Origin of the sequence: Aeromicrobium sp., from assembly GCF_050700635.1 — a bacterium.
GTDB lineage: Bacteria > Actinomycetota > Actinomycetes > Propionibacteriales > Nocardioidaceae > Aeromicrobium.
Genome location: NZ_JBOHDT010000073.1, coordinates 1 through 22,722 on the forward strand (window position 1 = coordinate 1; position 22,722 = coordinate 22,722).

General features: G+C 68.0%; 21 protein-coding genes. 11 read left to right on the forward strand and 10 right to left on the reverse strand.

Features of this window, described 5'->3' with window-relative positions:
* From ACRDPN_RS05365 to guaA, 5 genes are all read left to right on the forward strand, one after another.
* On the forward strand, positions 1-221 hold a 221-nt coding region (locus ACRDPN_RS05365), incomplete at its 5' end, for a hypothetical protein (protein WP_431446340.1).
* Positions 222-644: 423 nt separating this feature from the next.
* Positions 645-1,994, forward strand: coding sequence for a CotH kinase family protein (locus tag ACRDPN_RS05370; protein ID WP_431446341.1), 1,350 nt, complete (start codon positions 645-647; stop codon positions 1,992-1,994).
* Positions 1,995-2,127: 133 nt separating this feature from the next.
* The gene (locus tag ACRDPN_RS05375) at positions 2,128-3,702 is read left to right on the forward strand and encodes a succinic semialdehyde dehydrogenase (RefSeq protein ID WP_431446342.1); all 1,575 of its coding nucleotides are present in this window, start codon (positions 2,128-2,130) and stop codon (positions 3,700-3,702) included.
* Between the two features lie 28 nt (positions 3,703-3,730).
* Positions 3,731-5,425 carry a GMC oxidoreductase gene (locus ACRDPN_RS05380; RefSeq protein ID WP_431446343.1) on the forward strand — a complete coding sequence of 565 codons (1,695 nt, stop codon included), beginning with the start codon at positions 3,731-3,733 and terminating at the stop codon, positions 5,423-5,425.
* A 177-nt stretch (positions 5,426-5,602) separates the two neighbouring features.
* The gene (gene guaA, locus ACRDPN_RS05385) at positions 5,603-7,165 is read left to right on the forward strand and encodes a glutamine-hydrolyzing GMP synthase (protein ID WP_431446344.1); all 1,563 of its coding nucleotides are present in this window, start codon (positions 5,603-5,605) and stop codon (positions 7,163-7,165) included.
* Between the two features lie 10 nt (positions 7,166-7,175).
* Here the strand turns inward: guaA and ACRDPN_RS05390 are convergent, their stop codons facing one another.
* From ACRDPN_RS05390 to ACRDPN_RS05405, 4 genes are all read right to left on the reverse strand, one after another.
* Positions 7,176-8,468 (reverse strand): SLC13 family permease, encoded by a 1,293-nt coding sequence (locus tag ACRDPN_RS05390; RefSeq protein WP_431446345.1) that lies wholly within the window; start codon positions 8,466-8,468, stop codon positions 7,176-7,178.
* Between the two features lie 28 nt (positions 8,469-8,496).
* Positions 8,497-8,940, reverse strand: coding sequence for a CBS domain-containing protein (locus ACRDPN_RS05395; RefSeq protein WP_431446346.1), 444 nt, complete (start codon positions 8,938-8,940; stop codon positions 8,497-8,499).
* A 147-nt stretch (positions 8,941-9,087) separates the two neighbouring features.
* The gene (gene nhaA / locus ACRDPN_RS05400; protein WP_431446347.1) at positions 9,088-10,368 is read right to left on the reverse strand and encodes a Na+/H+ antiporter NhaA; all 1,281 of its coding nucleotides are present in this window, start codon (positions 10,366-10,368) and stop codon (positions 9,088-9,090) included.
* A 31-nt stretch (positions 10,369-10,399) separates the two neighbouring features.
* Positions 10,400-11,131, reverse strand: a complete 732-nt coding sequence (locus ACRDPN_RS05405; RefSeq protein ID WP_431446348.1) for a glutamine amidotransferase — start codon at positions 11,129-11,131, stop codon at positions 10,400-10,402.
* A 63-nt stretch (positions 11,132-11,194) separates the two neighbouring features.
* On the opposite strand from ACRDPN_RS05405, the gene ACRDPN_RS05410 reads away from it, so the two are divergent.
* On the forward strand, positions 11,195-12,256 hold the full coding sequence (locus ACRDPN_RS05410) for a glycerophosphodiester phosphodiesterase (protein WP_431446349.1): 1,062 nt from the start codon (positions 11,195-11,197) through the stop codon (positions 12,254-12,256).
* Here the strand turns inward: ACRDPN_RS05410 and ACRDPN_RS05415 are convergent.
* The 3 genes from ACRDPN_RS05415 to ACRDPN_RS05425 are packed head-to-tail and all read right to left on the reverse strand — an operon-like array spanning position 12,165 to position 13,817.
* Complete coding sequence (locus ACRDPN_RS05415; RefSeq protein WP_431446350.1) at positions 12,165-12,431, reverse strand: PspC domain-containing protein; 267 nt, start codon at positions 12,429-12,431, stop codon at positions 12,165-12,167. The genes ACRDPN_RS05410 and ACRDPN_RS05415 overlap by 92 nt on opposite strands.
* Positions 12,400-12,684, reverse strand: coding sequence for a hypothetical protein (locus ACRDPN_RS05420; RefSeq protein WP_431446351.1), 285 nt, complete (start codon positions 12,682-12,684; stop codon positions 12,400-12,402). The genes ACRDPN_RS05415 and ACRDPN_RS05420 overlap by 32 nt, the downstream gene beginning before the upstream one ends.
* Positions 12,681-13,817, reverse strand: coding sequence for a PspC domain-containing protein (locus ACRDPN_RS05425; protein WP_431446352.1), 1,137 nt, complete (start codon positions 13,815-13,817; stop codon positions 12,681-12,683). The genes ACRDPN_RS05420 and ACRDPN_RS05425 overlap by 4 nt, the downstream gene beginning before the upstream one ends.
* A 131-nt stretch (positions 13,818-13,948) precedes the next feature.
* Between ACRDPN_RS05425 and ACRDPN_RS05430 the strand changes: the two genes are divergently transcribed.
* Both ACRDPN_RS05430 and ACRDPN_RS05435 read left to right on the forward strand, forming a co-directional pair.
* A complete protein-coding gene (locus tag ACRDPN_RS05430; RefSeq protein WP_431446353.1) occupies positions 13,949-15,184 on the forward strand; it encodes an ATP-binding protein in 1,236 nt (411 codons plus the stop codon).
* Entirely contained in the window at positions 15,181-15,843 is a 663-nt protein-coding gene (locus tag ACRDPN_RS05435; RefSeq protein ID WP_431446354.1) for a response regulator, read from the forward strand. Before ACRDPN_RS05430 ends, ACRDPN_RS05435 begins: the two co-directional genes overlap by 4 nt.
* 3 nt (positions 15,844-15,846) lie before the next feature.
* On the opposite strand, the gene ACRDPN_RS05440 is transcribed toward ACRDPN_RS05435, so the two are convergent.
* A complete protein-coding gene (locus ACRDPN_RS05440; protein WP_431446355.1) occupies positions 15,847-16,482 on the reverse strand; it encodes a hemerythrin domain-containing protein in 636 nt (211 codons plus the stop codon).
* Positions 16,483-16,522: 40 nt separating this feature from the next.
* Here ACRDPN_RS05440 and zwf point away from each other — a divergent pair, with 40 nt between their 5' ends.
* Positions 16,523-17,959, forward strand: a complete 1,437-nt coding sequence (zwf, locus tag ACRDPN_RS05445) for a glucose-6-phosphate dehydrogenase (protein WP_431446356.1) — start codon at positions 16,523-16,525, stop codon at positions 17,957-17,959.
* Between the two features lie 3 nt (positions 17,960-17,962).
* On the opposite strand, the gene ACRDPN_RS05450 is transcribed toward zwf, so the two are convergent.
* Positions 17,963-18,580: a TetR/AcrR family transcriptional regulator gene (locus ACRDPN_RS05450; protein ID WP_431446357.1), complete on the reverse strand. Its 618-nt coding sequence runs from the start codon at positions 18,578-18,580 to the stop codon at positions 17,963-17,965.
* 44 nt (positions 18,581-18,624) lie between these two features.
* On the opposite strand from ACRDPN_RS05450, the gene ACRDPN_RS05455 reads away from it, so the two are divergent.
* Complete coding sequence (locus ACRDPN_RS05455; RefSeq protein ID WP_431446358.1) at positions 18,625-19,863, forward strand: oxygenase MpaB family protein; 1,239 nt, start codon at positions 18,625-18,627, stop codon at positions 19,861-19,863.
* Between the two features lie 57 nt (positions 19,864-19,920).
* Here the strand turns inward: ACRDPN_RS05455 and ACRDPN_RS05460 are convergent, their stop codons facing one another.
* Positions 19,921-20,277, reverse strand: a complete 357-nt coding sequence (locus ACRDPN_RS05460) for a GntR family transcriptional regulator (protein ID WP_431446359.1) — start codon at positions 20,275-20,277, stop codon at positions 19,921-19,923.
* 84 nt (positions 20,278-20,361) lie between these two features.
* Between ACRDPN_RS05460 and pcrA the strand changes: the two genes are divergently transcribed.
* On the forward strand, positions 20,362-22,722 hold the full coding sequence (gene pcrA, locus ACRDPN_RS05465) for a DNA helicase PcrA (RefSeq protein ID WP_431446360.1): 2,361 nt from the start codon (positions 20,362-20,364) through the stop codon (positions 22,720-22,722).

Here is a 22,722-nt window from a genome sequence, read left to right on the forward strand (position 1 = left end):
CCTATTTCGAGCCGGTGACGGTGGATGCGGAGCAGGAGGTGTTCGCGCGCGCCCCCGAAGGTGAGGTGACGGACCTGCTGACGCTGACGCCGACGGTGATCAATCCGGACGACTACACGGTCGGCGGCACCCTCGCTTCGAACCCGTCAATGGTCAGCGAGGGAGACACGACCTACTTCCTGGCGAACTTCCCGTCGGGCGTGTTCGACGTGACGCTGTAAGAGGAGTCGCCTACGGGGGAGTGGTCAACGGTCGGTGTCGACAGGACCAACACTTCTGGCAACGCGTACTTCCACGACTACGAGGTCGAGGGCACGAAGAAGCTGTTCGCGGTCACCGAGAGCGGCAAGCGCACCGAAATCCACGAGGTCAAGCCAGTCGTCATCGACCCGGCGGGCTACACGGAGAACGGCACCCTCACCACGAGCCCGACGAAGATCTACGACGGCCGCGCAGCCACCATCACCGCGAACTTCCCCAGCGGTTCCTTCGGCGTCACGCTGTTCAAGGAGAAGGAGGGCGGTGGTTGGTCCGCCATCGGGCAGGACGCCAGCGACAGCCTCGGCAACGCGGTCTTCAACATCGCCCGGTTCGACGGCACGCAGACGCTCTTCGCCCTGAACGACGAGGGTGATCGCACCGACGTGCGCACCATCGTGCCCGCGGCCCCCAACGATGTGACTGGTGGGCCCAATGAGAAGGGCCGGAACGTCATCTACGTGACCACCAACTCCGGCAAGACGCCGGTCACCAAGGGCGTCGACTACAAGGGCAAGGCGGTGCTCACCTCGAACGAGGTGGCGACCGAGACCTTCGACCTGGAGACGATCGCGGTGCGCGGCAACTCCTCTGCCGACAAGCCGAAGAAGCCGTACAAGCTCAAGTTCGACAGCAAGCAGAAGCCGTTCGGCATGAAGAGCGACAAGACCTGGATCCTGCTGGCCAACTACGTCGACTGGACCCTCGTCCGCAGCATGGTCGCCTGGGACCTCGGCAGGAAGCTCCTCGGGCTCAAGTGGACGCCGAACAGCACGTTCGCCGAGCTGTACATCAACGGCAAGTACCTCGGCAGCTACCAGATGGTGGAGTCGATCAAGATCGACTCCAACCGGGTGAACGTCAGCAAGACGACCGGTCAGGTCATCGAGTTCGACCCGCACTACAAGGAGGACGGCGTTCCGGGCATGGTCGGCAAGACCGGTGTGAAGTATGCCTGGAAGGACCCAGATGAGTTCAAGACGCTCGACGACGGCAACGAGGACCCCGAGGGCCTGACCAACGCGAAGATCTCCGCGATGAAGTCGAAGATCCGCAAGTTCGAGGACGTCCTCTACGGCCCCACGGGCAGCCGGAACTGGGCCACATACCAGCCGTCCACGCCGGCGAGCGACTGGACGACCCATCTCGACATGAGCTCCGCGGTCGACTACTACCTCGCCCGTGAGTTCACGAAGGACCAGGACGCGGACATGTACCGCAGCAACTTCTTCTACACGAACAACGTCGACCCGGCGTCGGTTGACAAGTTCTTCATGGGGCCGATCTGGGACTTCGACCGCAGCGCCGGCGCCAAGCATCCCAGTGACACGACCGTGGATCAGCCGACCGGTTGGTGGATGCGCGGCGGCGACTCGTCGTTCCACAACACCACCAACATCCACTGGTACACCCGCATCACCGACGACCCGCGTTTCCTCGAAGCCCTTCGCGTGCGCTGGGCAGAGACGAAGCAGCACTTTGCGGCAGTCGGCCCGGATGGTGTCAGCGCTGCCGTGAGAAAGCTGGGCGGAGACCAGGCAGGCCTGAACGAACCTGACGTCCCTGACGACCCCGATCTCGCGCTCGGCAAACAGGTCGCGGCCAACGACCGCGCCCGGTGGGAGGGCTACGGCAGCCGGTATGACCCGAGGTCCTCGACCTACACAGGAGAGCTCAACTGGGTCAGGGACTGGTACGAGAAGCGCTACGCGTGGATGGATGCACGGCTGAGCTGATCAAGAACCGGCATGTCCCATGAGCTGAGGTCCGGCGTCACGAGGACGGGGTCGTCGCATCGAGCGGCGGCCCCGTTCTCGTGTTCCGGAACCGTGACAGCGTCGATGTCATACTCCGGGTATCCTGACCGTCATGTCCGCCCCCGCCACATCGCCGCGCACGGCTGCCGATGCCGTGTCGACGGCCCGCATCGCCGAGCTCATCGGCCTGATCCGCAGCACCACGGGTGAGAGCCGAACCACCGTCTCCCCGCTGACCGGCGATCCGGTCGCCGAGATCCCGGTCTCCAGCATCGACGACGTCGAGGCCTCCTTCGACGCGGCTCGCGCAGCCCAGCTCACCTGGTCGCAGACGTCGCTCCGTGAGCGCAGCCGCGCACTCCTGCGCCTGCACGACCTCGTGCTCGAACGCACCGATGAGCTCATCGACCTCATCCAGCTCGAGTCCGGCAAGGCTCGGGCCCACGCCTTCGACGAGGTCGTCCACGTCGCGCTCACCGCTCGCTTCTACGCCCGTCGGTTGCGCCGTCAGATGAAGTCCGACCGACGTTCGGGAGCGCTCCCGGGTCTGACCACGGTTCACGTCAACCACGTGCCCAAGGGCGTGGTCGGCATCATCAGTCCCTGGAACTATCCGCTCACGATGGCGCTCTCCGACGGCCTTCCGGCCATCGCGGCCGGCAACACGGTGGTGCACAAGCCGGACAGCCAGAGCCCGCTCATCGCGCTGGCCGGCATCGAGCTGTTGCGCGACGCCGGCTTCCCGGCGGACGTGTGGCAGGTGGTCAGCGGGGCCGGCTCCGTCGTGGGCACCGAGATCATCGAGCGCGCCGACTACATCTGCTTCACCGGCTCCACCGCCACCGGTTCGCTGATCGCGCGACAGGCGGCCGACCGGCTGGTCAGCTGCTCGCTGGAGCTCGGCGGCAAGAACCCGATGATCGTGCTTCCCGGCGCGGACGTCGAGAAGACCGCGGCCGGTGCCGTGAACGCGTGCTTCTCGTCGGCCGGCCAGCTGTGCGTCTCCATCGAGCGGCTCTACGTGCCGGACAGCCTGTACGAGGAGTTCCGGGACGCCTTCGTGCGCCGGGTGAACGCGCTGTCCCTTGGTGCCGGCCTCGACTGGGACGTCGACATGGGCTCGTTGGTCTCGCCGGCGCAGCTCGAGACCGTCACCAAGCACGTCGACGACGCCGTGGTGAACGGCGCCACGGTGCTCACCGGCGGCCGGGCCCGCCCCGACCTCGGCCCGTGCTTCTACGAGCCCACGGTGCTCGAGGACGTCACCGACGCGGCCCAGTGCTTCGCCGGCGAGACATTCGGCCCGCTCGTCTCGCTCTACCGGTACGGCACGGTCAACGAGGCGGTCGAGCTCGCCAACGGCGGCGATTACGGGCTAAACGCCAGCGTGTGGGGCCCGGTGCGCCAGGCCCGCGCCGTCGCGGTCAGGATCAAGGCCGGAACGGTCAACATCAACGAGGGATTCGCGGCCACCTTCGGCAGCATCGACGCGCCCATGGGCGGCATGCGGCACTCCGGGCTCGGTCGCCGCCAGGGCGCCGAGGGCATCCACCGCTACACCGAACCCCAATCGGTGGCGGTACAACGGGCGCTGCCGATGTCCGGTCCGGACTTCCTCTCGTCGCAGACCTACGCGAAGATGCTCACCATCGGTCTCAAGGTGTTGCGCCGCACTCCCAGGGCCTGAGAGCTCCACCCAACGATCTAGGGGTTCCATGAGCGAGTTCGACCACGACGTCATCGTCATCGGGTCTGGCTTCGGCGGCAGCGTCTCGGCCCTGCGGCTGACCGAGAAGGGCTACCGCGTGGCCGTCCTCGAGGCCGGCAAGCGCTACCGCGACGAGGACTTCGCCAAGACGTCGTGGCGCCTGCGCAAGTTCCTGTGGATGCCGCAGCTCGGCTGTTACGGCATCCAGCGGATCGACAAGCTCAAGGACGTGCTCATCCTGTCCGGGGCCGGTGTCGGCGGTGGCTCCCTGAACTACGCCAACACGTTGTACGAGCCGCTCGACCCGTTCTACCGGGATCCCGCCTGGGGGCACATCACCGACTGGAAGTGCGAGCTGGCGCCCTACTACGACCAGGCGAAGCGCATGCTCGGCGTCACCACGTACCCGCTCGAGACTGCGGCCGACCGCGTCATCAAGCAGGTGGCCGCCGACATGGGCGTCGAGGGCACGTTCCATCACACGCCGGTGGGCGTCGTGTTCGGCGACGAGCCGGGCGCCGACGTCGGCGACCCGTACTTCGGCGGCGTCGGCCCGACCCGCAACGCGTGCCTGCAGTGCGGCGAATGCATGACCGGGTGTCGTCACAACGCCAAGAACACGCTGGTCAAGAACTACCTGCATCTCGCGGAGAGCAACGGCGCGGAGATCCATCCGCTCACGACGGTGGTGGCTGTCTGTCCGTTGCCCGGCGGCGGCTACGAGCTCGAGACGCGTCGCACCAACAGGCGGTTCCGCGCGCACCGCAAGATCACCGCCCAGCACGTGGTGTTCGCGGCCAGCACGATGGGCACGCAGAAGCTGCTGCACCGGATGCGAGACCGGGACATCCTCCCACGCGTCTCGGATCGCCTGGGGTTGCTGACTCGCACGAACTCAGAGGCGCTGCTCGGCTCGATCGCGGACGAGCGCGACATCGACTACAGCCACGGCATCGCCATCACGTCGTCGTTCCACCCCGACGAGCACACGCACGTCGAGCCCGTGCGCTACGGCAAGGGCTCCAACGCGATGTCGCTGTTGCAGACCGTGCTCACCGACGGCAGCACTGGCACCCCACGCTGGCGGGTCTGGCTCAAGGAGATGTGGAGGCAGAAGGGCAACCTGTTCAAGCTCTACGACCTGCGCCACTGGTCGGAGCGCACCATCATCGCCCTGGTCATGCAGACGCACGACAACTCCATCACCACGTTCACCAAGCGCGGCATCACCGGACGCCGCAGGCTCTCCTCCCGGCAGGGGCACGGCGCCCCGAACCCGACGTTCATACCGCCCGCGCACGAGGCAGTGCAGCGTATGGCCCATCACATGAAGGGCACGGCCGGCGGCACCATCGGTGAGCCCTTCAACGTGCCCATGACGGCGCACTTCATGGGTGGCTGCGCGATCGGCGACAGCCCCGAGACGGGCGTCATCGACCCGTACCACCGTCTGTACGGCCACGAAGGACTGCACGTGGTCGACGGTTCGGCGATCAGCGCCAACCTGGGCGTCAACCCGTCGCTCACCATCACCGCCCAGGCGGAGCGGGCCATGGCGATGTGGCCCAATCGCGGCGAGACCGACACCCGTCCGACCCTGGGCGATGCGTACCGCACGGTGGAGCCCGTGCAGCCGAAGAGCCCGATCGTCCCGGACGACGCCCCCGCCGCCCTGCGACTGCCCATCGTCGGAGTCTCGTAATGAGAAACAGAGCCCGGCCTGGAGGGAGCTCACGGGCCGGGCTCTGCTGTTTGTGCCACGAGGAGCGGGCACCTGATCTAACGGGAGGGAGTGTAGTTAGATCCACCTCGTTCAACGAGGATTATCCCGAGAGGTTACTACCATTTCGAGAAAATCTCACCCAGATACGATCAAGCCGTGAACCCCGATCATGAGACCGTTCTCGTCGTCGATTTCGGGGCTCAATACGCGCAGCTCATCGCTCGCCGTGTGCGCGAGGCCAATGTTTACTCCGAGATCGTCCCGCACAGCATGCCGGCAGCGGAGATGCTCGCCCGGAAGCCGGCCGCGATCATCCTCTCCGGAGGTCCGTCCAGCGTGTACGAGGCGGGCGCTCCGCGGCTCGATCCGACCGTCGTCGACGGCACCGTGCCGGTCTTCGGCATCTGCTACGGATTCATGGCCATGGCCCAGGCGCTCGGGGGCGACGTCGCCCGCACCGGTCAGCGCGAGTACGGCCGCACGGCAGTCTCCGTCCTCGAGCCAGGCACGCTCCTCACCGGACTTCCTGACGTCCTGACGTCCTGGATGTCGCACGGCGACGAGGTCGTCTCCGCCCCGGACGGATTCACCGTCAACGCGCGATCTCCACGCGCCACCGTGGCCGCGTTCGAGCACGTCGAGCGGCGGCTGGCCGGGGTGCAGTGGCACCCGGAGGTCTTGCACAGCGAGCACGGGCAGGCGGTGCTCGAGCACTTCCTCGTCGAGATCGCCGGCTGCGCCCAGACGTGGACGAGCGCCAACATCGTCGAGGAGCAGATCGACCTCATCCGTGAGCAGGTCGGTGACAAGCGTGTCATCTGCGGACTCTCCGGAGGGGTCGACTCCGCGGTCGCCGCCGCACTCGTGCAGCGGGCGGTCGGCGACCAGCTGACCTGCGTGTTCGTCGACCACGGTCTGCTGCGACAGGGCGAGGCCGAGCAGGTCGAGCGCGACTTCGTCGAGGCCACCGGGGTCGACCTCAAGGTGGTCGACGCGCAGAACCGCTTCCTCGGCTTCCTCGAGGGCGTCGCCGACCCCGAGCTCAAGCGCAAGATCATCGGCCGCGAGTTCATCCGGGTCTTCGAGGCGGCCGAGCGGGAGATCGTCGCGGAAGCCGAAGGCACCCCGGTCGAGTTCCTCGTGCAGGGCACGCTCTATCCCGACGTCGTCGAGTCCGGGGGCGGCGAGGGCGCGGCCAACATCAAGAGCCACCACAACGTCGGCGGGCTGCCCGACGACCTGCAGTTCCGCCTCATCGAGCCGCTCCGCACGCTGTTCAAGGACGAGGTCCGTCACGTCGGCGAGCAGCTCGGGCTGCCGCCGGCGATGGTCTGGCGGCACCCCTTTCCCGGGCCGGGACTCGCGATCCGCATCATCGGCGCCGTCGACGCGGAGCGTCTCGACATCCTGCGGGAGGCCGATGCCATCGCCCGCGAGGAGGTCACGGCCGCCGGACTGGACCGCGAGATCTGGCAGTTCCCCGTGGTGCTGCTCGCCGAGGTTCGCTCGGTCGGGGTGCAGGGCGACGCGCGAACGTACGGCCATCCGATCGTGTTGCGGCCCGTCACCAGCGAGGACGCGATGACCGCCGACTGGGGTCGGCTGCCCTACGACGTCCTGGAGCGGATCTCGACCCGCATCACCAACGAGGTCGAAGAGGTCAACCGCGTGGTCGTCGACATCACCAGCAAGCCGCCCGGCACCATCGAGTGGGAGTGAGGACGCGACCTCAGGCGAGCACGAAATAGCGCAGCCAGACGTACGGCGCGGCGATCGCAATGGTGACCGCGGTGACGACGATGCCTTTCTTGGTGAACTCCCAGAACGAGATCGGCGTGCCGTTGCGCGCGGCGATCCCGAGGACCACGACGTTCGCGCTGGCGCCGATGGCCGTGAGGTTCCCGCCGAAGTCCGCGCCCATGGTCAACGACCACCACAGCGCCTGAGCCTGACCGGGATCGGCGATTCCTTGGACGAGGTCCTGGACCAGCGGACTCATCGTCGCGACATAGGGGATGTTGTCGATGATGCCCGAGAGCACGGCCGAGACGCCGAGGATCAGCATGCTGGCCACGAGCGCGTCGCCCCCGGTGGCCTCGGTGGCCTGTTCCGCCAGCTTGCCGATGACGCCGGTGTGGATCATGGCGCCGACCATGATGAACAGGCCGGCGAAGAAGAGCAGTGTCTCCCACTCCACACTGGCCAGGTACTGCTGCGGCGTGCTCCTGGAGATCAGTACGAGTACGCCGGCCCCCAGGAGCGCGACCACTGACGGCTCGATGTGGAACACCGGATGGCCGACAAACGCCGTGAAGACACCCACGAGCACGACGCCGCACTTGATGAGCAGCGCCGGGTTCTCGATGGCCTCGCGCTCGTTGAGCGCCATGACGGCTTGAGCCCGGTCCGGGTCGGTGGTGTACGGCCCGCGGAACAACAGCGGCAGGATGGCAACGAAGACCACCATCTCGACCACCACGATCGGCGCCATGTGGACCAGGAAGTCGTTGAAGGTCAGGCCGGACCGGCTAGCGATGATGATGTTCGGCGGGTCGCCGATCAAGGTGGCCGCACCGCCGATGTTCGAGGCGAAGACCTCGGCGATCAGGAACGGGACCGGGTCGATCCGCAGACGATCGCACACCAGGAGGGTGACCGGTGCGATGAGAAGGACGGTGGTGACGTTGTCGAGGAACGCCGAAGCCACCGCCGTGATCAGCACCAGCAGCACCATCACCCGACGTGGCGATGCCTTTGCGCGCTTGGCCGCCCAGATCGCGGTGAACTCGAACACACCGGTCCGGCGCAGCACAGAGACGATGATCATCATGCCCAGGAGCAGGAGGATGACGTCCCAGTCGACACCTGTGTCGCGCGAGTAGAACGCGTCCTCGGTGTCGACGACACCCAGGCCCAGCACGAGGCCCGCGCCGACCAGTGCGACCACTGTCTTGTGCACCCGGTCGGTGGCGATGAAGACGTAGCCGGCCACGAACACCGCGACCGCGATCCACGCGCTCATGCCGGATGTCCTGCCAAGATCTCGGCGACTAGTCGGCGGCCAACGCGAGTTGCAGCAGCCGCGACGCCGTGACGACGCCAATGAGCTGGTCGTCGCGCATCACGGCAGCAAGCGGGCACCGGAGCCTGGCCATGATGGCGGCCACCTCGATGATGGTGTCGTCGGCGTTCACCACCGCGAGTTCGGGCTCTCCATGCCCGATGAGGTCTCCCACTGTCTTGCCGCCGAGCGAGTCGGCGACATGGTCGGCCATCGACTCGTCGAGGACCCGCGCCAGCGCCGGATCCTCCTGGACGTAGCCGGGAACCAGGAATCGGACCACCTGCGACGCGGGAAGGATCGCGCGTGGACGACCCTGGTCGATCACCACGAGCCCCGGCAACCGATGCTCCGCGAGGAGCTTGGCCGCATCCAGCGCGTCGGACTCCATCGTCAGCGCCGGGTACTCCTCGGCCATCTGCTCGGCGTGCACACTGGCAGCGTACGACGCATCGCACGTGCGTGACGGGTGGTGTCACCGGGAGCTCCTGTCGATCGACAGTGAAGCCCAACCCGACTGGAGAAGGGCTGTGCCGACCAGACTTCCCGGCTCACCGCCTCCACGATGGCGGAAAGCCGCTCAGGGTTCAACCTCGCCGAACACGTCCGGGACACCGTCGTGGTCGCTGTCGATGCGTTCGGCTGCCTCGATGCGGCGGTAGACGCGGTTCCGGGCCCGCAGCACCACCGCCGCGGCCGACGCGGCGACCACCGAACCCAGCAGGACGCCGACCTTGACGCGTTCGTCCGTCTCGCTGCCCAGTCCGAACGCGAGCTCGCCGATGAGCAGCGCGACCGTGAATCCGACGCCGCCGAGCATCGACAGGCCGAGCACGTCCCACCATGACAGGTCGTCGTCGAGCTGGGCGTGAGTGAAGGTCGACATCAGCCAGGTGGCACCGAGGACGCCGAGTGTCTTCCCGACGACCAACCCGAGCACGATGCCGATCGTGACCGGGTGACGCACAGCGTCGGTGAGTCCGTCCAAGCCGTCGATGGCGACGCCGGCCGAGAAGAAGGCGAACGTCGGCACGGCCACGGCGGCGGAGAGCGGCCGCACGACGTGCTCGAGGTGCTCGGCGAGGCCGCGCCCGTCCAGACCGTCACGGCGCAGCACGGGCACCGTGAAGCCCAGCAGCACGCCGGCGACCGTCGCATGCACACCCGACGCATGCACCAGCGCCCAGGCGACCGCGGCCAGGGGCATCAGCAGCCACCCTGACCAGATCCGCTTCTGCACGAGCGTCGCGAACGCGGCGATGGGGATGAGAGAAGCGATGAGCCAGATGACTTTGAGGTCGTCGGTGAAGAAGAAGGCGATGATCGTGATGGCCAGCAGGTCGTCGACGATCGCGAGCGTCAACAGGAACGTGCGTAGAGCCGACGGCAGATGCGTGCTGATGATGGCGAGGACCGCCAGAGCGAAGGCGATGTCGGTGGCAGTCGGGATGGCCCAGCCTTGCGTCTCGCCCCCATCCACTGTGACGTTCACGAACATGTAGATGGCGGCGGGCAGGACCACGCCACCGACGGCGGCGACGATCGGCACCGCCGCACGCCGAGGATCGCGCAGGTCGCCCGCCACGAACTCGCGTTTGAGCTCGAGGCCGACCACGAAGAAGAAGATCGCCAGCAGCCCGTCTGCCGCCCAGGTACCCAGCGAGAGGTCGAGGTGGAGTGCGGACGGCCCGACGACGGTGTCGCGGACCGTCTCGTAGGTGTCGCCGACGTTTGCCGCGACCAGGGCGAGAGCCGCCGCCCCGATGAGCAGGATGCCGCCGATCGTCTCATGCCGCAGCAGCTCAGCGATGCGAGCCGTCTCGGGCCAGCTGCCCCGAGAGAACAACCGCCGATCGCTCATCCCGCCACGCTACCGGCCGAACTGCGGAAGATCAGCGCTGGTACAGCTCCACGAAACGCCGCACGATCGTCGGCGGATGGACGACGTTGCTGCTGGCCGCAGCGTCCTTCAGCCCTTGGGCCTCGGTGGGGGCGAAGTAGCCGTAGTCCTTGTAGATGTCGATCCTGGCCTGGATGCCGGGGACGTCGAGCTCGGGATGGAACTGGGTCGCGTAGACGTTCGTCCGCACCCGGAAGGCTTGCACCGGGCACGCGGCCGATGACGCGAGGTGGACCGCGTGGTCGGGCAGCTTCGCGATCGCCTCCTTGTGCCCGAGGAACGCCTCGAAGACGTCCGGCAGGACGCCGAAGAGTGGGTCGGCCCGCCCGTCATCGGTCAGTCGGAGCATCGCCGGACCGACTGGCTCCGGATACGTGCGGTCGACGACGGCTCCCTGGTGCCGACCGATGAGCCCGATGCCGTAGCACGCTCCGAGGAACGGGTAGTCGCGATCGATGACCTCGTCCAGCAGTGTGAGGAGCTCGGACTCGGCGCGAATCTGGGCGGATGACTTTGCGTGCTCCGGCTCGCTGATCGTGTAGGGGCTCCCACCGAGGATCAAGCCGGAGTACCGGTCCAGGTCGACCTCACCCAGCGGGTCGCGCTCGACTCGCCTGCGCTCGAGATCCGACGCGTCGAGCCCGCCGCAGCGGAGGAACTCGGCGTACTCGTCGTCGGCGGCCAGGTCCTCGGCGCGGGTGGCGAGCAGGAGGAACGGCTTCACGGGGGAAACCTACCCGTCGAGGTCGACGGCTGACGAGACGACCGCCTCGGCCATGATGAGCAGGTGACCGTATTCGCCCACCCCCTCGTCATCGCCCACCGCGGATGCCCCGGCCTCCGCCTCGAGCACACGCGCCCGTCGTACGACCTCGCGATCAACGACGGTGCCGACTACATCGAGCCCGACGTCGTGGCATCGCGCGACGGCTACCTGGTGGTGCGGCACGAGAACGAGATCGGGTCCACCACCGACGTCGCCGACCATCCGGAGTTCGCCGACCGTCGCGCCACGAAGATCGTCGACAGCGTGGAGAAGGATGGGTGGTTCACCGAGGACTTCACCCTCGCTGAGCTCAAGACGCTGCGGGCCACGGAGCGCATCCCCGAGATCCGTCCGGACAACGTGGCGCTCGCGGGCTCTGAGCAGATCCTCACGTTCGACGATGTGGTCGCGATCGCCGAGGAGGGCACCGCTCGGCGCGGCACGCCGGTCGGCGTCTATGTCGAGACGAAGCACCCCACCTACTTCCAGGGCCTTGGTCTCGACCTCAACGACCTCCTGGTGGATGCGCTCGAGCGGCTCGGCCTGAACCACGAGGACGCTCCGGTGATCATCCAGTCGTTCGAGTCGTGCAACCTCCAGGATCTCCGACGCCGATCGCCGCTTTTCCTCGTCCAGCTCGCCTCACCGAAGGGCAGCCCGGCCGACTTCGTCGCCACCGGCGACCCGCGCACCTACGCGGACCTGATGTCGGCCGAGGGCCTGGAGTTCGTCGCCGGCTACGCCCACGCGATCGGCCCATTCAAGAACCTGGTGATCCCGCTCGACGACTCCGGCAACCTCGGCGAGCCGAGCGGACTCGTCGAGCGGGCTCACGCGGCCGGCCTCGACGTCCACATCTGGACGATGCGCGACGAGAACGCGTTCCTCCCGGCGAACCTGCGACTCGGTACCGGGAAGGCCGACTACGGCGACATGCTCCCGGAGTACCTCGCCTTCCTCGAAGCCGGCATCGACGGGATGTTCTCCGACTTCACTCGGACGGCGGTGCGGGCGCGGGAGGCGTGGGGGGCGTCGGTGGCTGATTCATCGGAGGAATCGGACGCGAGTCCTCCTTCGGAATGATCACCCAGGCCGCGACGTAGGCCAGGATCAACGAGCCGAACCCGAGGATCGTCCCGACGGCGACGAGCAGCCGGATCAGCCCGGCGTCGACACCGGTGTATTCGGAGAGGCCGCCGCACACACCCCCGATCCAGCGGTCGTCGTCACTGCGGTGGAGTCGCTTGGGGTTCGTCATGCTGGGTTCCCTCCATGGTTGATGGGTCGTTGGTCGGTTCGGGTGTGAACGGTGCGGTGCGGTGACCGGACCTGGCGCTCACGACGGTGGCGACGATGCCGACCAGCCCGAGCAGGATCAGCGCGCCGGCGGCGATGTAGCCCAGGTCGTCGGGTGAGAGCATGTCCTGCTCCCACACGGCCCACTGGCCGAGGATGGCCAGGAAGAACAGCCCGAAGGCTACGGCGTCCCAGCGGAAGGCGTGGCGCTTCATTTCTCGATCACGTCCACTCCGCCGAGTGAGTGCCGGATGAGCAGGGTCAACGCGGGAGCGCCGGGATCATCCGGTGCGTGGTCCAGCTCGGCGTAGGTGCCGTTCGACTGGCGTCCGAAGGCGTGAATGTCACCGGCTTGAACCTCAGCGTCCAGGCCGACGTTGAGATCGTCGGGAACGATCACCGTGGTCTGACCCCAGCCGGTTTCGACCCGCAAGGTGCTTCCGAGCAGCTGGTCGGCGTCCTCGACCTCGCTGAGGTCGATCACGAGCTCGCCCATCCCGTGCTCGTACACCTCGTCGACGGCTGCGGCCGTGGTCGGGGTGACCGTTCGCTGGCCGCTGGCGCCGCTCGGAAGCATCCATCCGACCAGCAGGGCCACGGTGAGCGCCACCCCGATGAGCACCAGCGGTCCGGGATGTCCGAAGAACGTCCCGACCAGGACACCGAGCGCGACGACACCGAGAGCGACCGCGACGTAGGTGGTCCACCGGACACCGCCGTTCGCCTCGGCGACGAGCAGCGTGACCGCCATCGCGATCGCCGTGACGGACACCGTGAGACCTGTCAACGCCCATGACCGCTTGCCGCGGGTCTTCCTGGGCTCGGGGAGCGGGTCGCCTGCGGAGTCCAGGACCAGCGTGTCGGTGCCGACGGGATCGGCTGGACTCGTGGGCTCGTGCTCGCGGCGCGAGCGCACCATGAAGAACCAGTAGAGAGCAGCGAGTGGCACGAGGACGAGGACCCACGGGATGCCCCACCAGGCCCACTGGCTGTCGCCGACGATCGCGAGCACTGCGAGCACCGCGGCGACCACCAGGCCACCGACGCGTACCGTCTCCTCGTTCTTGTCGAGGTTGAACCAGTCGGCGACGATGCTCTGTGCTTCGCCCTCCTCCGGAAGCAGCAGCCACGCGGCGACGTAGAGGATGAGGCCGGCGAGACCGACGAACGTCAGCACGGCGATGATGACGCGGATGACGACGGGGTCGACGTTCAGGTACTTCGCGGCGCCGGCGCAGACGCCGGCGAGCACACGGTCGTCCTTCGAGCGTCGCACGTCGGCGATGGTGCGCAGTCGTCGTGGGTTGAACCCATCGTCTGTCTCGGACGGTTGCCGGGTCTCGGTCATGACTCCATCGTGGACGCACGCAGGCCGGCAGACCATCGGGTTTGACCCTGATTCTGCGGGTCAGCGACTCAGGGTGAGGCAAGGGCCGCGCTCAGTGGCGCGTGTGGATGCGCGCGTGTGACGATCAACGGGTGAGCGAGCACACCACGTATCGCCGGGCCGTTCGCCCTGCCGACCATCGGCTGCTGGGCGGAGTCGCCGCCGGGCTTGCGGACCACTTCGGTGCGCCGGTGCTCGCCGTGCGGGTGGGGTTCGTGGTGGCGACGTGGTTCAACGGCGCCGGCGTCTTCGCTTACCTCATCCTGTGGCGTCTGATGCCCCTCGCGGAGCCGGCCATGACGCCCGGACTGGAGTCGGCGTCGCGTCGCGGCCTGCGCACCGGACGCGCACGAATCGGCCCGGTCGAGGTGCTGCAGACGGTGGCCATCTGTGCGATCGGGGCAGGGGTGCTGATTCTCCTTCAGGTCACCGGACGAGGCGTCGACGGGTCGCTGCTGCTGCCGCTGCTCGTCGGTCTGCTCGGCGTCGCGGTCGTCTGGCGTCAGCTCGACGATGTGGCCTGGCAGCGCTGGATGCAGCGGACGTCGGGCTGGGCGTTCGCGGCCCGCATCGCCGCGGGTGTCGTGATGGTGGCACTCGCCGCCGCCTACGTCCTCACCCAGGAACGCGGGCTGGGAGGAGTCGTCGACGTCGCGTCCGCCACGGGCATCGCTCTGCTCGGCATCGCACTGATTCTCGGCCCCTGGATCTCCAAGCTGCTTGCTGAGCTGACCGCCGAACGTCGTGAGCGGGTCCGTTCGCAGGAACGGGCCGACGTCGCTGCCCATCTCCACGACTCGGTGCTGCAGACGCTGGCTCTGCTGCAGAAGAACGCCGACGATCCTGCGGCGGTCGCCACGCTCGCGCGCCGCCAGGAGCGCGACCTGCGGGCCTGGCTCTACGGCGACGAGGGCGATCACGGCGACTCGCTGCTCGCGGCCCTCCGCACCGCCGCCGCCGAGGTCGAGGAGGCGCACCAGGTCGAGGTCGAGGTCGTGGGTGTCGGTGACGCCACGCTCGACTCCGATGTTGCCGCGCTCGCCCGGGCTGCCCGCGAGGCCATGGTCAACGCCGCCAAGCACGCCGGCGTCGGACGCGTCGACGTCTACGCCGAGTGCGACGATCGCGCGGCCGAGGTGTTCGTCCGCGACCGTGGCATCGGCTTCGACCCCGAGCAGGTGGCCGACGATCGGCTCGGTCTTCGTGGTTCCATCGTGGGACGGGTCGAGCGGCACGGGGGTACCGTCACCATCCGCAGCGCACCCGGGGAAGGAACCGAGGTCACCATGCGTCTACCCCTTCGGACCAGTCAGGAGACTTCCGCATGAGCACCTTGCGCGTCGTGCTGGTCGACGACCATGCCATGTTCCGAACCGGGGTTCGGGCAGAACTCGAGCGCGGAGAGGGTGTCGATGTCGTCGGCGAGGCGGAGGACGTCGACAGCGCCGTCGCGGTCATCACCGAGACCCGTCCCGACGTCGTGCTTCTCGACGTCCACATGCCCGGCGGTGGCGGCATGGAAGTGCTGCGCCGGCTCCAACAGCTCGGTCCGGACTCATTGGGCAAAGCCACCACGTTCCTCGCCCTGTCGGTCAGCGATGCCGCCGAGGACGTCATCGGCATCATCAGGGCCGGCGCACGCGGCTACGTCACCAAGAACATCTCCGGACCGGAGCTGATCGACGCGCTCGGCCGTGTCGCGGGCGGCGATGCGGTCTTCTCGCCCCGCCTCGCCGGGTTCGTGCTCGACTCGTTCGCCGGCACCATCGAGATCGCCCAGGTCGACGAGGATCTCGACCGGCTCACGGAGCGCGAGCGCGAGGTCATGCGGCTGATCGCCCGTGGCTACGCCTACAAGGAGGTCGCGAAGGAGCTGTTCATCTCGATCAAGACGGTCGAGACGCACGTGTCGAGCGTGCTCCGCAAGCTGCAGCTGTCCAGTCGTCATGAGCTGACCCGCTGGGCCAACGACCGCCGCCTGATTTGAGGCTCAGGCCGCCCAGACGGACGCGATATCACGCTTGTAACGGCGGCCGAAGAGGCCGGTGAGGATCGCGAGGACCGGCCCGGGGAGGGAGCCGCGCAAAGTCTCTCGCTCGGCGTCGGAAGCCCCGTCGAGCAGCCAGGCGAAGAACGTTCCGGCCTGCTTCGGGCTGGCGTCGCGGCCGAACTGCTTCCCCATCTCCTTCATCTCGGGCGTGGCCGCCTTGGCCAGGTAGACCGGTTCGATCTCGGCCTCCTCGTGGTCGAGGTGCTGAACCGTCACCGTCCGCAGGTTCGTGAACGCGTTCAGGGCGGTGGCGGCATCCTCGGCGCTCGCGGTGCGCTTGAAGGAGGCGATCGCGGTGCGTGTCTCGCCCATCGCGGCGGCCATCGCCTCGTGCTCGCGGTCGAGGGTGGTCAGCAGCTCACGGCTGACGCCGACGGACTCCAGCGCCGGCCACGCGATGCGGTGCTCGCCCTCGTGGTGGTAGGTGAGCTGGAAGTCGTAGTTGTCCCACGCGGTGGCCAGCTCGTCCGCGCGCTTCTGGTCGCCCGCGGGGAACCCGGACAACGCGCCCACGAACCGGTCGAGGTCGCGACGGACGGCGCCGTGGATCACCTTGTTCATGCTCATCTGCGTCATGGCCCACACCCTAATGGCCGTCGAGGGCTAGCCTGACGGAGTGGATGATCCACACCTGATCGTGCTCTTCGGCGCCACGGGCGACCTCGCCCGCCGCAAGCTCCTGCCCGGCGTGATGCATCTGTTGCAGTCGGGGCTGGTGCCCGACTCCAAGCTCATCGGTGTCTCTCTCGACGAGCACGACGACGCTTCGTTCCGAGCGTTCGCCGAGCAGGCCTGCCGGGAGTTCGGCTCCCGGTCGGTCAGTACCGACCAGTGGGAGAACTTCGCCGCGAAGCTTCACTTCGTCAACGTCAAGGATGGTGCGGAGGCGCTGGCCGCGAAGGCCGAGACGTTGGAAGGTGAGCTCGGCGGTGAGCCGAGGCGACTGCACTACCTCAGCGTTCCGCCGAATGCCGCGCTCGACGTCGTGCGCACCCTCGACGACGCCCACCTGGTCGAACGTGCACGGATCATCATGGAGAAGCCGTTCGGCACCGACCTGGTGAGCGCGAAGGCCCTGAATGCGTCGATCCACCAGGTGTTCGATGAGCAGCAGATCTTCCGCATCGACCATTTCCTCGGCAAGGAGGCGGCGCTCAACATTCTCGCTTTCCGGTTCGCCAACGGCCTCTTCGAGCCGATCTGGAACCGCAACTTCATCGACCATGTTCAGATCGACGTCCCGGAGATGCTCTCGCTGGAGGGACGATCGGGGTTCTACGAGGGCACCGGCGCCTTCAAGGACATGGTCGTCACGCACTTGTTCCAGGTGCTGGCGTTCATGGCGATGGAGCCGCCCACGTCGCTCGACTCCGAGTCGATCAGCGAGGAGAAGAACAAGGTCTTCCGGTCGATGCGTCCGCTCGACCCGGCCCAGGTCGTGCGCGGTCAGTACCAGGGCTACCTCGACGAGTCCGGCGTGGCGCCGGAGTCGGAGACCGAGACCTTCGTGTCGCTACGGGCCGAGATCGACAACTGGCGATGGGCAGGCGTGCCGTTCTTCCTCCGAACTGGCAAGCAGATGGCCGAGGGTGCACGCATCATCTCGATCGCGTTCCGGGAGCCGCCGAAGAGCATGTTCCCCAGCGGGTCGGGCGTCAGCCTGTCCGGGCCCGACCACCTCACGTTCGACCTCGCCGACTCCTCCAAGATGTCGCTGTCTTTCTACGGCAAGCGCCCGGGAACGGGGATGCGGCTCGACAAGCTGAGCATGCAGTTCGCCATGCAGGAGACCGACCGCGCCGGCGACGTGCTGGAGGCGTACGAGCGGCTCCTCCACGACGCGATGCGCGGCGAACGCACACTGTTCACCACGGCCGAGGGCATCGAGCGACTGTGGGAGGTGTCCCAGCCGCTGATCGACGACCCGCCGCCGGTGCGCCCGTACGCGCCCGGCACCTGGGGACCCAACTCGGTGCACCAGCTCATCGCCCCGCGCGCGTGGCGGCTGCCGTTCGAACGCACTTGGCGTAAGCCCAACCCGACGGGGGAGTAGCGGCTACACCTCGGGGAGGTAGCCGGCGACCAGGTGGACGAGCTCGGACGCGAACACGTCGCGATCGATGGGCGGGCACTCGAGGACGTAGCGCACGGTCAGATGCTCGATCGAGCGCACCAGCACCCAGGCGGCCGTCGACGGCTGGACGTCGCGGATCTCCTGGCGGCGTGCAGCGATGTAGGCGCCGACCAGGCCGACGATGCGTTGCTCGAGCGCCTCCGCCCGGCTGCTGTTCTCGGCCCGGGGGAGCTCGTCGCTGACCACGCGCAGGAACTCGGCGTTCTCCTCGAGCGCGTCGAGCAGGGCCTCGAGGGTGGCTCTTACCATCGTCGGGCCGGACTCGTCGAAGCGGTCGGCGAGAGAGGCCGTGATGCGTTCGCCGAGGTGGTCGGAGTAGTGCTCAACTACAGCCGTGATCACCGCGTCCTTGTTCGGGAAGTACTGGTAGAGGGAGCCCGGACTGATGCCGGCCTCCGCGGCCACGCGGTTGGTGGAGGCGGCGTCGTACCCGTCGCGCAGGAGCACCGTGCGCCCGGCCTCGACGATGCGCTCGACCATGAGTCGCGAGCGTTCCTGCTGGGGGATCTTGCGGGCGCCGGCCGGAGGGGGACGTGTCATGATGCGAATTGTATGCGAGTGATCGCTCGTGTCATGCTCCGGGTATGACCTCAACCGCCGTCGTCACCAGTCGCGATCCGCTGCCGACCGTCCCAGCCCGCTACCGCGCGGCCGAGGAGCGAAGCGCGCGGCTCGGCCGCATCCTGCGCCGGGTCGCCGGCGTTCGGGAGGTCGACGAGGAACTGATGGAGCGCATCTCGCGGGGATTCATGGAGCGCGACGCGCTGGGCGCCGTTCTTGCCAGGGCGATGCGGCTCCCGGCTGACAACCCCGATCGGGTGACGACGGACCAGCTCCGTCGTGCGATCGCCGAGGGCGTCGACGCGGTGGAGGACGCTCCGTCCGCACTGCGGTCGTTCTTCGAGCACGTCGAGACGGTGCCGTCGTGGGTCGACTGGGACCTGGTGGAGGAAGGTGCGCGTGTGAACCGGCGGCTCGGGCAGAACGCCGCCGACGTGCTGCTCCAGCTGTCGCTCCTCGGCGGCTACCGCTTCGGTGGCCCGACCGATCTGCTCGTCGACACCGGTGGCCTCACCGGCGACATGACGATGCGCCGGCTCGGCGAGACGCAGAAGTGGGCGGTGGCCGTTGGGCGGCCGAACGGCATGCGCCGCGACCACGAGGGCTATCAGCTGACCGTGCACGTGCGTGTCATGCATGCCCTCGTCAACGAGACCTTCACCTCGCAGTGGGATGTCGCCCGCTGGGGCCTGCCGATCAACCAGACCGACCAGGCGGCCACGCTGGGCCTGTTCAACGGGGTTCTGTTGCTCGGCTCGCGTGCGTTGAACGCGCGGATCACGCCTGAGGAGTCACGCGCCGTCATGCACCTGTGGAAGTACATCGGCTGGCTCGTGGGCGTCGACGGCCAGTGGCTCGTGGAGACCGAGAAAGAGCAGCACCGGCTGAACTACCACATCCTGCTGGCCCAGGCCGACATCAGCGAGGCCGGTCCGCAGCTCGCCCAGGCGATCGTGGCTGCGCAGAAGGGTCTCCACTTCGAGCGATTCCCACGCATCGGCCGCTGGCTCTCGCGGGAGCGGCTGCTGAGCATGCTCACGACGCTGCTCGGCCCGCAGAGCATGCGCGAGTTCGGGCTGCCGCTGCGACCGCCGTGGGCAGTGGCGTACGTCGTGGTGCTCAACCTGGTGCGATTCCGCATCATCGGCCGGACGGCCTGGGGCGAACGCCAGCTTCAGCGGTGGGGCGACCGGGTCCGGGACCGGGTGATGTTCCGCCATTTCGGGCCGGATCGTCCCGAGATCGGCGCACTCGACGTCTGACCTTGGTCCCTGAGCCCTGGGGCACCGCCCGCGGGTCTGCCCGTGGGGGACGAAGGGTCAGCGGATCCAGGTGGTCTCGACGAGTCGTCGCGCCTCTTCGAGCGACAGCCCGCGGCTTCGGGCCGTGCGAACGTACGCCGCCGCGGCGTCGCCGGCGTCGGCGTCACCGATGCGACGCGTGGCGACCAAGGTGCCACCACGACCATGGGTCTCGACGACACCGTCGGCCTCCAGCTCTTTGTAGGCGCGGGCCACGGTGTTGGCGGCGAGGCCGAGATCGGCGGCCAGCTGGCGGACGGTCGGGAGCCGATGGCCGGGTGCGAGCAGTCCGGCGGCGGCGGCCTCGGCGATCTGACGCCGTAGCTGCTCGTAGGGAGGCTCGTCGCTCGTCAGGTCGATACGCAGCAGTTCCACTCCTTTTTCTAACACGGCACGGGGCCGACTGCGCGTTGAGGCCATCCCGCTCATGTCCTCGTCGGAACGTAGGCTGGTACGACGATGACGTTGCCGTTCCCCGTGCCCGAGAGGGCCACCCCGCCGCATGGCCGCGAGCCGCCGGCCCGTGGGACCAGGCGACCCCGGTCAGAGACGGTGCTCGACGAACTCAACGACGCCCAGCGCGAGGCCGTCGGGCACTCGGTGGGTCAGCTGCTGGTGGTGGCCGGTGCCGGGTCCGGCAAGACCCGCGTGCTCACCCGGCGCATCGCGTGGCTCATCGCGGCCAGAGGCGCCCACCCGGGCTCCATCCTGGCGATCACGTTCACCAACAAGGCAGCGGCGGAGATGCGATCCCGAGTTGCTGCATCGGTGGGTGGGGCATCACGTGCGATGTGGGTGTCGACGTTCCATTCCGCCTGCGTCCGCATCCTGCGCCGCGAGGCCACCCGCTTCGGATACAGCTCGTCGTTCTCGGTCTACGACGCGGCCGACTCACGTCGGCTCATGACGCTCGTGTGCCGCGACATGGACCTCGATCCCAAGCGGGTCAACCCGCGGGCCGTGCTGCACTGGGTCTCGAACCTCAAGAACGAGCTCGTCGACCACGAGGCCGCCGGCAGCCGAGCCGAGAACCCGACCGAGGAGCTGTACGCCGAGGCGTACGGGCAGTACCAGCGCCGGCTCAAGGCGGCCAACGCCATGGACTTCGACGACCTCATCATGATGACCGTCCATCTGTTCCAGGCGTTCCCTGACGTCCGCGAAACGTACCGCCGACGGTTCAGGCACGTCCTCGTCGACGAGTACCAGGACACCAACCATGCGCAGTACGCCCTCATCCGCGAGCTCTGCGACGACGAGACCGACCTCATGGTGGTGGGCGACTCCGACCAGTCCATCTACGCCTTCCGGGGCGCCAGCATCCGCAACATCCTCGAGTTCGAGGACGACTTCCCGAAGGCGTCGACCATCCTGCTCGAACAGAACTATCGCTCCACGCAGACCATCCTCTCGGCGGCCAACGCGGTCATCAGCCGCAACCAGGGCCGCAAGGAAAAGAACCTGTGGTCGGCCCAGGGCGACGGCGAGAAGATCGTCGGCTACGTCGGTGACGACGAGCGCGACGAGGCACAGTTCGTGGCCGACGAGGTCGACCGTCTCACCGACACAGGCGATGCGAAAGCCTCCGATGTCGCGGTGTTCTACCGGACCAACGCGCAGAGCCGTGTGTTCGAGGAAGTGTTCATCCGGGTCGGTCTGCCATACCGCGTCGTCGGCGGGGTGCGGTTCTACGAGCGGAAGGAGGTCAAGGACGCGCTGGCTTACGTGCGCGTGCTGGTCAACCCACTCGACGCCGTGTCGATGCGGCGCATCGTCAACGAGCCCAAGCGGGGCATCGGCGACCGCGCGCAGGCGTCCGTCGAGCGGCTGGCCGCGCGCGAGGGCATCTCGTTCTGGGAAGCCATGCAGCGGGCCGAGGAGTCCGGCGAGCTCGCCACGCGTTCGCTGTCGGCGGTGCAGTCCTTCGTCGAGATCATGAGCGGACTGACGGCGTTGGCCGCGGCCGGTGAGCCCGCCGACGCCGTCCTCGAGGCCGCCCTCACCCGCAGCGGCTACCTCGCCACCCTCGAGCAGAGCAAGGATCCCCAGGACGAGACACGGGTCGAGAACCTCGCCGAGCTCGTCGCCGTGGCGCGCGAGTTCGTAGTGCAGGCGGGCACCGTGCCAGATGATGCCGCCTCCGCGACGGGGGCCGACGACGCCGAGGTCGCTGCGGAGGACGCGGGGCTCGACCTCACCCCCGGCTCGCTGGCGGCCTTCCTCGAGCAGGTGTCTCTGGTCGCCGACGCCGATGCTGTTCCCGACGAGGGCGACGGTGTCGTCACTCTCATGACGCTGCACACGGCCAAGGGTCTCGAGTTCCCGGTGGTGTTCCTCACCGGACTCGAGGACGGCGTCTTCCCGCACATGCGATCGCTCGGTGACTCCGCCGAGCTGGAGGAGGAGCGCCGGCTCGCCTACGTCGGTATCACCCGCGCGCGCACGCGGCTCTACGTCACTCGGGCCACCAGCCGGTCGGCGTGGGGTGCGCCGTCCTACAACCCCGCGTCTCGCTTCCTCGAGGAGCTGCCCGATCCCTTGATCGACTGGCGTCGCGAGGCCCAGGCCCCCACGCAGTGGACGCCCCGTCGTCCGGCTGCCTCGGCACGATTCCGATCGTCCACCGTCGCGGCGCGCTCGTCCCGCTCGCGCGAGGTGCCGTCGCTCGACCCCGGCGACCGCGTCAGCCACGACAGCTTCGGCCTTGGCACGGTCATCGCGCTCGAGGGTCAGGGCGACAACGCCGTGGCTTCGGTCGACTTCGGTTCGCAGGGCGTCAAGCGTCTGCTCCTGCGCTACGCCCCGGTCGACAAGCTCTAG

Excerpts from the sequence above, each read along its gene's own strand:
- ACRDPN_RS05425 (WP_431446352.1), bottom strand. The coding sequence starts at position 13,817 with ATGACCGAGACCCGGCAACCGTCCGAGACAGACGATGGGTTCAACCCA.
- ACRDPN_RS05390 (WP_431446345.1), bottom strand. The coding sequence starts at position 8,468 with ATGAGCGCGTGGATCGCGGTCGCGGTGTTCGTGGCCGGCTACGTCTTC.
- ACRDPN_RS05440 (WP_431446355.1), bottom strand. The coding sequence starts at position 16,482 with ATGACGCAGATGAGCATGAACAAGGTGATCCACGGCGCCGTCCGTCGC.
- pcrA (WP_431446360.1), top strand. The coding sequence starts at position 20,362 with ATGACGTTGCCGTTCCCCGTGCCCGAGAGGGCCACCCCGCCGCATGGC.
- nhaA (WP_431446347.1), bottom strand. The coding sequence starts at position 10,368 with ATGAGCGATCGGCGGTTGTTCTCTCGGGGCAGCTGGCCCGAGACGGCT.
- ACRDPN_RS05450 (WP_431446357.1), bottom strand. The coding sequence starts at position 18,580 with ATGACACGTCCCCCTCCGGCCGGCGCCCGCAAGATCCCCCAGCAGGAA.
- ACRDPN_RS05420 (WP_431446351.1), bottom strand. The coding sequence starts at position 12,684 with ATGAAGCGCCACGCCTTCCGCTGGGACGCCGTAGCCTTCGGGCTGTTC.
- ACRDPN_RS05380 (WP_431446343.1), top strand. The coding sequence starts at position 3,731 with ATGAGCGAGTTCGACCACGACGTCATCGTCATCGGGTCTGGCTTCGGC.
- ACRDPN_RS05435 (WP_431446354.1), top strand. The coding sequence starts at position 15,181 with ATGAGCACCTTGCGCGTCGTGCTGGTCGACGACCATGCCATGTTCCGA.
- ACRDPN_RS05375 (WP_431446342.1), top strand. The coding sequence starts at position 2,128 with ATGTCCGCCCCCGCCACATCGCCGCGCACGGCTGCCGATGCCGTGTCG.
- ACRDPN_RS05455 (WP_431446358.1), top strand. The coding sequence starts at position 18,625 with ATGACCTCAACCGCCGTCGTCACCAGTCGCGATCCGCTGCCGACCGTC.
- ACRDPN_RS05415 (WP_431446350.1), bottom strand. The coding sequence starts at position 12,431 with ATGACGAACCCCAAGCGACTCCACCGCAGTGACGACGACCGCTGGATC.